This is a genomic window from Paenibacillus sp. AR247 (assembly GCF_002968895.1).
Lineage (GTDB): Bacteria > Bacillota > Bacilli > Paenibacillales > Paenibacillaceae > Paenibacillus_AQ > Paenibacillus_AQ favisporus.
This window is the reverse complement of record NZ_PCZT01000015.1, coordinates 122550-131890: the sequence shown is the minus strand read 5'-3', so window position 1 is coordinate 131890 and position 9341 is coordinate 122550. Positions and strand designations below refer to the sequence as shown.

The window sequence follows — 9341 nt, the reverse complement described above, 5'->3', positions numbered from 1 at the left end:
GGTGCCGATAGGCGCACCGGTAGCAGCGTTGACGGGAGCAGGGTATATGACGGCTGCCTTTGGACTGGGTGACGGCGCCAGAATCGTCATCGCCGCGCTGATGCTGGCTGTATCGCTGTTCATCAACGTCTTTGGGATGAAGCTGGCCGGCAGCGTGCAAATCGTCGTCGTATCGGCGATCGTGTTGGTGCTCATCCTGGCGATATCCGGTTCTTTTCCCCATATGGAAGCAAGGCATTTCACGCCTTTTATGCCGGAAGGGTGGATCAGCGTCGGGCAGAGTGCGGCCATTCTGTTCTGGTGCTTTATCGGCTGGGAGGCGGTATCGCATTTATCCGAGGAGTTTGTGGACCCGAAACGGGCGGCGGTGCAGGGCGTGACGGTTGCGGCCATCATCGTCGGCGTACTGTATTTCCTGACGGCATTGGCAACGGTGGGAACGCACAGCTATGGGGGGAGCGGCTCGGACGTATCGCTGCTGCTGGTTATTGAAAAGCTGCTCGGTCCGGCCGGGGCCGTCATCGCGGGCTTGACGGGGATGTTTATTTGCACAGCCACGGTCATTTCGTATACCGGCGCATCGTCGAGGCTGGCTTACGCGCTCGCCCGGGAAGGAAAGGCGCCGGCCTGGATGGGGAAGATGTCGTCCCGATTCCAGACGCCTGTCGGGGGACTGGGCTTTCTGGCGGGCTGTTTCGTGCTCGTGCTCGTTCTGTACGGAACCGGCGCGGTGTCACTGACCACGCTGATTACGCTTCCCAATGCCACGTTTATTTTGACGTATCTGGGCGGCTGCGCAGCCGGGATCCGGCTGCTGAAAGGCCAGCGGTGGGGACGGACGGTCAGTTGGCTGTCCTTTATCCTCACGGCGGCGGTGTTTCCGTTCGTCGGGTGGGCGATCTTGTATCCGCTGGTCATTTGCGGCGTTTATTTTTTGGTAAGTATAGGGCGGAAAAACAAAGCGCAAGCTTAACATAAACAGGCTTTCGGCTATCCTGTTCACCCATGTCGGCTATGGTAAATATGCGCGCACCGTGATATAATAAAAAGTCGTCTACCCTCTATTTTGATAGAGAGCAGCGATAACGATCAGAGCATATATATACCTAGTGTATTTTTTAAATAGGAGAGGTGAATCCCAGTGTTGGACCGATTGCAATCCTTGGCGGACCGTTATGAGAAGCTTAGTGAACTGCTTTGCGATCCTGACGTTGCGAACGACAGTAAGCGACTGCGGGAATATTCCAAAGAACAATCCGATTTGCAGCCTGCATATGAGGCTTATACCGAATATAAATCCGTTATGGAAGAACTCGAATCCGCCAAAGCGCTTCAGGCTGAGAAGCTGGACGACGAAATGCGTGAAATGGTCAAGATGGAAATCGAGGAGCTGACCCAGCGCCGTACCGAGCTGGAGGAGCGCATCCGCATTCTGCTCCTGCCGAAGGACCCGAACGACGACAAGAACGTCATCGTGGAGATCCGCGGCGCGGCGGGCGGCGACGAAGCGGCTCTGTTCGCTTCCGACCTGTACCGGATGTACACGCGTTATGCGGATACCCAAGGCTGGCGCGTAGAGCTGATGGACGCCAATACGAACGATCTGGGCGGTTTCAAGGAAGTCATCTTCATGATCAACGGACGCGGCGCTTACAGCAAAATGAAATACGAAAGCGGTGCGCACCGTGTGCAGCGCATTCCGACGACGGAGTCCGGCGGACGGATCCATACCTCCACTTCCACAGTGGCGGTCTTGCCGGAAGTCGAAGATATCGATATTGAAATCCATGACAAGGATATCCGCGTCGATACGTTCTGCTCCAGCGGTGCGGGCGGACAATCCGTCAACACCACGAAATCCGCCGTTCGCGTGACCCATATTCCAACCGGAATCGTGGCCACCTGTCAGGACGGCAAGTCGCAGAACTCGAACAAGGAAAAGGCGCTTCAGGTGCTTCGTGCCCGGATCTTTGATATGATGCGGCAGGAAGAAGAAGCGAAGTATGCCGGTGAGCGGAAGAGCAAAGTGGGTACTGGCGACCGCAGTGAGCGGATCCGCACGTACAACTTCCCGCAGAGCCGGGTGACCGACCACCGCATCGGGTTGACGCTGCACAAGCTCGATTCGGTGATGAACGGCGAAATCGAAGAGATCATTTCGGCCCTGAACATTGCGGAGCAGGCGGAAATGATGGATAAAGGGGAATAAGGCTTTGAAGGAAAGCACATTTGTGATGACGACAAAGCAGAGTATACGGGAAGCCTTTGCGGAGGCTTCCTCTTTTTTAGCGGCGCATGAAGTGATGGAGCCGCAGCGGAACGCCCAGCTGCTGCTTGAGCATGTGCTGGGCCTCTCCGGCGCGGCCTATTACATGGCGCTGCCCGATCCGTTCCCGGACGAGCGGCAAAAGGCATGGGAGGAAGTGATCTCCCGCAAGGCGGCGGGCGAACCGGCCCAATACATTATCGGGGAGCAGGAGTTCTACGGCATCCCCTTTCAGGTGACGCCCGCCGTGCTCATCCCGAGGCCCGAGACGGAGCTGCTCGTGGAGGCCGTGCTGCAGCAGGCCTCGCGGTTGTGGCCGCAGGGAGCGTCCGCGACTGAGCGAGCGGCATCTGCGGCGGAGCATGAGCCGCCGCAAGGGCAGGGAGCCGGCCGCGTTCCGGGGCCGGCTGACGCGGAGCTGCCGGACCGCGAAGCGGCTCGTCCGGCGGCACAGGGCCGCGCAGCCGCTGCGCCCGGCGGCGCTGCCGGCACCGCGGACGGCCTGCGCCCACTGGTCGCGGCCGACATCGGCACCGGCAGCGGCGCCATCGCGGTCACGCTGGCGCTGCACGCCCCGCGCTGGCGCGTCTACGCCAGCGACATCTCGGCGGACGCGCTGCGGGTCGCCGCGCGCAACGCCGAAGCCAACGGCGCCCAGGTTACCTTCGAAGAAGGCAACCTGCTGGAGCCGTTTGCGGGCCGGCGGGTCGACATCCTGGTGTCGAACCCGCCGTACATTCCTGCGGCCGATATTCCCGGCCTGCAGCCTGAGGTGCGCGACCATGAGCCGCGCACGGCGCTGGACGGCGGAGCGGACGGGCTCGCGCCTTACCGCATCATGATGCAGCAGCTGCCGCTGCTGCAGGAGCCGCCCCGGCTCATCGGATTCGAGCTGGGCATCGGCCAGGCGGGCGAGGTCGCAGACCTGCTCCGCCAGGCGGGCCATTGGGATGAGATTATGATCATCCCGGACCTCGCCGGCATTGACCGCCACGTTCTCGGCGTCCGCCGGTGATCCCATAATTTTCTTTTTGACCCAATTTCCTCTACAATGGAACTACCTATGTTTTCCCTGGAGGAAAGGATATGCTGCGCAAACTGAAACAATTGGATTTCGCCGTCATGCTGGTGCTGCTCTGCCTGATGGCATTCAGTCTGACTTCCATATACAGCGTCACCGCTGGCCGGCCCAAAACCGATCATTATTCGGTGCGGATGGCAGTCTATTACGTCATCGGCTTTGCAGGGTTTCTGGCGACTTCGCTCGTCAATTATAAGCTGCTGATCAAATATGCACTGTACGTGTATATCTTCGGCCTGATGCTGCTCTTATTCGTCCTGTTTGCCGGTAACGAATACTACGGTGCCCGCGGCTGGCTCACCCTTCCCGGGGGACTCAGCCTGCAGCCGGCCGAGCTGTTCAAGCTGTTCCTGGTCATTTTTCTGTCCAGCCTGCTGCTGAGGAAAAATCGAGACCGGTCCCGCGGCCTGTATTTTTGGCGGGATGTCGTGCCGATGGGGCTCCTCACCTTTGTTCCGCTTATGCTGGTGATGGCGCAAAACGACCTTGGGAATGCGCTCTGCTATCTCCTCATTCTGGTAGGGCTCCTGTGGATCGGCGGCATCCGGTACGTTCATGCGCTGATCGGTTTCGCCGTGGCCTTTGCCGCCATCTTCGGCGGAATTCAGGCTTACATTCATTATCATGACGAGGCGGCGAAGTTGTTCAAGTCCATTGGCCGCGAGCATTGGATCGCGCGTTTTGACCCTTGGCTCGTTCCGGACAAAGCTTCCCGTGACGACAGCTGGCAGACCTACAACGCCAAGCTGGCGATCGGGTCGGGCGGCCTGGACGGCAAGGGCTACATGCAGGGGACGACGATCCAGTCCGACGGCCGGGTTCCGCTGGCTTTTGCCGACTCGATCTTCGTCCAGATTGCCGAGGAGTACGGGTTTATCGGCTCGTCGGCGCTGCTGCTGCTGTATTTTATTCTGATCCACCGCATGATTCTGATTGCCGCGGACTGCCGCGACCGGGCGGGGCCATACCTGATTACAGGCATTATCACGATGTTCATTTACCAGATTTTTGTCAACATCGGCGCCTTTATCGGTCTGATGCCGCTGACCGGCATTACGCTGCCTTTTATCAGTTATGGCGGCACCTCACTGGTGATCAACATGGTCAGCATCGGGGTGGTGATGAGCGTCCGGATTCACGGGCAGGAGGAAGAGGAGCTGCTCCCGCTGCAGAACGAACCGGCTCCGGCCACAGGGACGGGCAAAATTCTGCGCCTCATCCGGGATGGATTTAACAGGAATTGAATATGGCATGGCTGTTCTATTACAATAGACAGGTACGCATCAGGGGCAACGAGGAGCGGAAGGCTCCGCACAGGAGGATAGCCATGCTTCAAAAGCTGAAAAAAGTGGATTATGTCGTCGTTTTTATTCTTTTGATTTTCATGGGCATCAGCATCATGTCCATTTACAGTGTCACACAGGGGACGAAGTTTGCCGGTTCCCATATCAAAATGATCGAGTTTTACGTGCTTGCCTTCATCGCATTTTTCGGGCTGGTTATCTTCGATTACAAGCTGCTTGTCAAATATGCGCTTTATCTGTATTTGTTCGGGTTGGCCCTGCTCGTGGCGGTTAACTTCATCGGGACCGACGTCAACGGCGCCCAGGGCTGGATCAAGATGGGAAGCTTCAGTTTGCAGCCTGCGGAGTTGTTCAAGCTCATCCTGATTATTTTTCTGACGTATATCATTATGCGCAAAAATAAATCGAGGCTCTCGTTCTGGCATGACGTGGTCCCGATCGGACTGTTGACGTTCGTGCCGTTTGCGCTCGTTATGATCCAGAATGACCTCGGGAACGCGCTCAGCTACGTTCTGATTTTGCTCGGACTGCTCTGGATCGGCAACATCAAGTTTTGGCATGCGCTGATTGCGCTGGTGATTTTGGCGGCTGTCGCCGTCGGGGGTATTCTTTCGTATATTCATTTTCACGACAATATCGAGAAGTTTATGAAAGACATCAAACGGGAGCACTGGACCGAGCGGCTCGACCCGTGGCTGGTGCCGGATAAGGCGACGGCCAAGGCGTCCTACCATACGAAAAACGCCAAGCTGGCGATCGCCTCCGGCGGCATGATGGGTGAAGGGTATATGAAAGGGTCCTCGGTTCAATCCGGGCGCGTGCCGTATACTTATTCGGACTCTATTTTCGTGGAAATCGCCGAGGAGTTCGGCTTTGTCGGTTCATCGGTTGTGCTGCTGCTGTATTTTATCCTGATCCACCGGATGATTCTGATCTGTCTCGAGTGCCGGGACCGGGCAGGGCCAATTCTGATCGTGGGCATTATCGCAATGATGCTCTATCAGATCTTCGAAAATATCGGTGCCTTTATCGGCCTGATGCCGCTGACCGGGATTACGCTGCCGTTTATCAGTTACGGCGGAACCTCGCTGCTGATCAATATGGCAAGCATCGGAATCGTCATGAGCGTGCGCGTTCATGGGGAGGAAGTGGACGACGAGATGCTGACCCCGGCTAAGGGGACTGCTGCTCAAGGCGGACAGGCGAAAGCCGGCATGTGAAGCTGATGATTTACAAGAAACGACCGTTTTCGACAAGTCCTCGGGCTTGGGAAGGCGGTCTTTTTTTGTGGGTAAGAAGCTCATAGAAATACTAGATAAGATGAATCCGAATTTTTCTTTTCATTCCTTGTTTCCAAGGGGAATACCCGTGCCAAAGTTGGATTTCATTAATTCAATCTATATATAGATTGCTAGGTTTAGACTCTACCATTCCCGGACATACTGAGAACTATCATAGATTTGTTCTGATAGAGAGGGGCCCGGGGAAAATGGAAAAGACTATGAAGCAGGGGAAATATAGAGGACAAGACTGGCTGCGCGACTTGGTGAAGGATACCGCCATTATTTTTTGTATTTTGTTTATGATCGCCATGATGTGGGAGAGTCAAAAGCCGACGCGGCCGTGGCCGGCGGGCCGATTCCGCAGGAATCCATCCGCCTGCGCATCCTGGCCAATTCCGATAATCCGGACGACCAGCTGGTCAAACGCGAGATTCGCGATGCCGTGGTAGCGGAGATGAACGGCTGGGTACAGGAGCTTGAGGACCCGCAAAGCCTGGATCAGGCGAGAACGACGATCCGGGAGCATTTGCCGGAACTGAACGATCTGGTGGGCCGTGAGCTGGAAAAGAGAGGCATTCATTACGATTACAATGTTGAACTTGGCATCGTGCCGTTTCCGACCAAACTGTATGGCGGTACAGTCTATCCCGCCGGGAACTATGAAGCACTGCGGATCACATTGGGTGCAGGCAACGGTCAAAATTGGTGGTGCGTGCTGTTCCCTCCGCTCTGCTTCATCGATGCGGCCAGCGGAGATGCTGCGGCTCAGCCCGCAGATGCCAAGGCTCAGTCTGCGGATGCCAAGGGTGACGCTAAGGGTGCCGTGACCACTACGTCGGCCAAGGTGACGGATACGGCAGCCGCTCAAGCTTCCGGGAAAGCAGCTGCCGATGCTTCCCAGCCGGAAGTTCGCTTCTTCCTGGTAGACATGCTCTCCGGGCTGTGGTCCTGGCTGACGGGGCTGTTCGCTTAGGAACTACGGCCATCCTGTCCAGGAGCATGCGTCATGGAGATTTTGCAGATGTGCTATAATAAAACATACCAATTTCGATGACAGGAATGAACAGCGATGAAAGGTTTGAACCAAGGGCAGGATGGAGGGAACGCTCTTTCCGCCCATGATGTAAATAAGATTCATGCCACACCGGTATGGGATGTGACTGTATTGATGGGACGCAGCACCGCTGCCGCAGAAGCGGAGAGGGAAGCGGTGTCCCGTGCAGAGCAGTCGATCGGCCAGGCAGCCGCCATTCTACGGGATGGCGGTACCGTTGCTTTTCCGACCGAGACCGTCTACGGCCTTGGGGCGGATGCCCGGAATACGGAGGCTGTCGAGGCGATTTTCAAGGCCAAGGGCCGGCCGTCCGACAATCCGCTCATCGTCCACATTGCGGATGCAAGCCAATTGGACGGGCTCGTGACGGAGGTCAGCGATACGGCGCGGCGGCTGATGGCGGCCTTTTGGCCCGGCCCGCTGACGCTGGTGCTGCCGCTTCGGCCGGGCGTGCTGTCCCCGCGGGTAACGGCGGGGCTGACGACGGTCGGTATCCGGATGCCGGACCATCCGATCGCACTGAAGCTGATCGGTGAGTCCGGCTGTCCGGTTGCGGCGCCGAGCGCCAACCGCTCGGGGCGGCCAAGCCCGACGCTCGCGGGCCATGTCGAGGAAGATTTGAACGGGCTGATCGACGGCATTCTGGACGGAGGGCCGACTGGGGTCGGCCTTGAATCCACCGTCGTGCAGGTCCAAGAGGACGGCGGCGTCACCGTTCTACGGCCCGGCGGCATTACTAGCGAGCAGCTGGCCGCCGCTTCGGGGACGGCGGTGACGACCGATCCGGGAATTGAACGCTCTCCGGGTGAAGAGGAGATCGTCGCTCCGAAATCGCCCGGCATGAAATATACGCACTACGCTCCCAAGGGGGCGCTCACCATTGTGCAGGGTGGCACGCCGGAGCGAGTATCCGGCTGGATCGATGAGCAGCTGAAGGCGGCGGCGGCTCGCGGGGAGAGAACGGGCGTGATGGCTTTCGAGGAGCATATCGGCCGTTACTCCGCGGATTGCGTGCAGTCCCTCGGCAGTCTTGCCGGACTGGAAGCAGCCGCCCACCGGCTGTACGCCGCTCTTCGCCGCATGGATGAAGAAGGCGTGACGTTTATTTTGTCGGAAGCCTGCCCGGAAGAGGGGCTGGGCGCCGCCATCATGAACCGGCTCCGCAAGGCCGCCGGCCAGCGGATTGTACGCTTGTGACCTCTCGCCATACCTTTTAAGAGACATCATTTACCTCTTGTCCGCATATGGTTGTACAAGAACCTAACGGACATGGGGGAATAGGGATGTTGGAGACTTCTGCCGGTTTAGGGCAGCTGATGACAATCATGATAATGGCCGTCGCATTAGGACTGGATGCGTTCTCTCTGGGCGTAGGAATCGGCATGAAAGGAATCCGGTTGCTGCATATTCTCAAGATCAGCCTGCTGATCGGCCTTTTCCATGTGTTGATGCCGCTGCTGGGAATGTTTATGGGATATTACGTCAGTTCGCTGCTCGGACAAGTTGCCGCCCTGGTTGCCGGCGGGCTGCTTGTGCTGCTGGGCGGACACATGGTCCTGAATTCCTTCAAAACAAGCGAAACGCGAATGGTGGATCACCGCTCTTTGTTGGGGATGCTGCTGTTCTCGCTCAGCGTCAGCATTGACTCCTTTTCGGTAGGCGTATCCCTGGGGATGTTTGAGAGCAACCGGATTCTGACCGTGATGGCTTTCGGGATCTGCGGGGGCGCGATGGCCGTGCTTGGACTCCTGCTCGGCAGGAGGGTAAGCCGGAATCTCGGCGAATACGGTGAGGCCCTTGGTGGCGCGATTTTGCTGGCATTTGGCCTCGCCTTTATCTTCTGATACAATATCGGCAAAGACACTTCGGGAGGTGCTAGAGACGTGAAGCATATTTTGTTTGTCTGTACGGGAAACACGTGCCGCAGCCCGATGGCCGAAGCTCTGCTTCGCAAGCTGGCCAAGGAGCGCAGCGTTCCGCTCGAAGTCCGTTCGGCCGGCGTGGCCGCCCTTGAAGGGACACCGATCTCACGTCATGCGGAAGCGGTGCTGCGGGACCACGAGATTGATGAGCATTTGACCGCCAAGCCGCTCAGGGCCGACACGGTGAATTGGGCGGATTTGATTTTGACACTGACCCAGGGGCATAAGCAGCATGTGATCCGGAGCTTTCCGCTCGCAGCTGACAAAATTTATACCCTGAAGGAATACACCGAGGATGACGAGAACGTGATCAAGGATCTGCAGGAGCTCGACAGCCTGTACGCCACCTGGGAAATGAAGCGGGCGCTCGGGCAGCAGCTGGAGGACGAGGAACGGGAGCGGCTGATCGAGATCCAGCAGCGGATCCCGAG

General features: G+C 57.7%; 8 protein-coding genes and 1 pseudogene. All 9 read left to right on the top strand.

All coding sequences use genetic code 11. The annotated features are described in order from the left end of the window. Positions 1–973: amino acid permease (locus CPT76_RS25265; protein ID WP_105444870.1), on the top strand; the 973-nt coding region annotated here is incomplete at its 5' end. Positions 974–1141: 168 nt separating this feature from the next. Beyond that, a complete protein-coding gene (gene prfA / locus CPT76_RS25260; protein WP_105444869.1) occupies positions 1142–2209 on the top strand; it encodes a peptide chain release factor 1 in 1068 nt (355 codons plus the stop codon). 25 nt (positions 2210–2234) lie between these two features. Continuing rightward, on the top strand, positions 2235–3281 hold the full coding sequence (locus tag CPT76_RS25255) for a HemK/PrmC family methyltransferase (RefSeq protein WP_105444898.1): 1047 nt from the start codon (positions 2235–2237) through the stop codon (positions 3279–3281). Positions 3282–3352: 71 nt separating this feature from the next. Next, on the top strand, positions 3353–4591 hold the full coding sequence (locus CPT76_RS25250; RefSeq protein ID WP_076174705.1) for an FtsW/RodA/SpoVE family cell cycle protein: 1239 nt from the start codon (positions 3353–3355) through the stop codon (positions 4589–4591). Between the two features lie 83 nt (positions 4592–4674). Then, positions 4675–5871: an FtsW/RodA/SpoVE family cell cycle protein gene (locus tag CPT76_RS25245; protein ID WP_105444868.1), complete on the top strand. Its 1197-nt coding sequence runs from the start codon at positions 4675–4677 to the stop codon at positions 5869–5871. Between the two features lie 314 nt (positions 5872–6185). Further along, a pseudogene (spoIIR, locus tag CPT76_RS25240) lies at positions 6186–6907 on the top strand (stage II sporulation protein R). 96 nt (positions 6908–7003) lie between these two features. Further along, positions 7004–8185, top strand: a complete 1182-nt coding sequence (locus tag CPT76_RS25235; RefSeq protein ID WP_105444867.1) for an L-threonylcarbamoyladenylate synthase — start codon at positions 7004–7006, stop codon at positions 8183–8185. Positions 8186–8271: 86 nt separating this feature from the next. Beyond that, positions 8272–8832: a manganese efflux pump MntP gene (locus tag CPT76_RS25230; protein ID WP_105444866.1), complete on the top strand. Its 561-nt coding sequence runs from the start codon at positions 8272–8274 to the stop codon at positions 8830–8832. A gap of 39 nt (positions 8833–8871) precedes the next feature. Beyond that, positions 8872–9341 (top strand): low molecular weight protein arginine phosphatase (locus CPT76_RS25225; protein ID WP_105444865.1); only part of this gene is annotated, 470 nt, incomplete at its 3' end.

Coding starts and splice junctions, on each gene's coding strand:
- CPT76_RS25235 (WP_105444867.1), top strand. CDS start 7,004: ATGAAAGGTTTGAACCAAGGGCAGGATGGAGGGAACGCTCTTTCCGCC.
- CPT76_RS25250 (WP_076174705.1), top strand. CDS start 3,353: ATGCTGCGCAAACTGAAACAATTGGATTTCGCCGTCATGCTGGTGCTG.
- CPT76_RS25230 (WP_105444866.1), top strand. CDS start 8,272: ATGTTGGAGACTTCTGCCGGTTTAGGGCAGCTGATGACAATCATGATA.
- CPT76_RS25245 (WP_105444868.1), top strand. CDS start 4,675: ATGCTTCAAAAGCTGAAAAAAGTGGATTATGTCGTCGTTTTTATTCTT.
- CPT76_RS25255 (WP_105444898.1), top strand. CDS start 2,235: ATGACGACAAAGCAGAGTATACGGGAAGCCTTTGCGGAGGCTTCCTCT.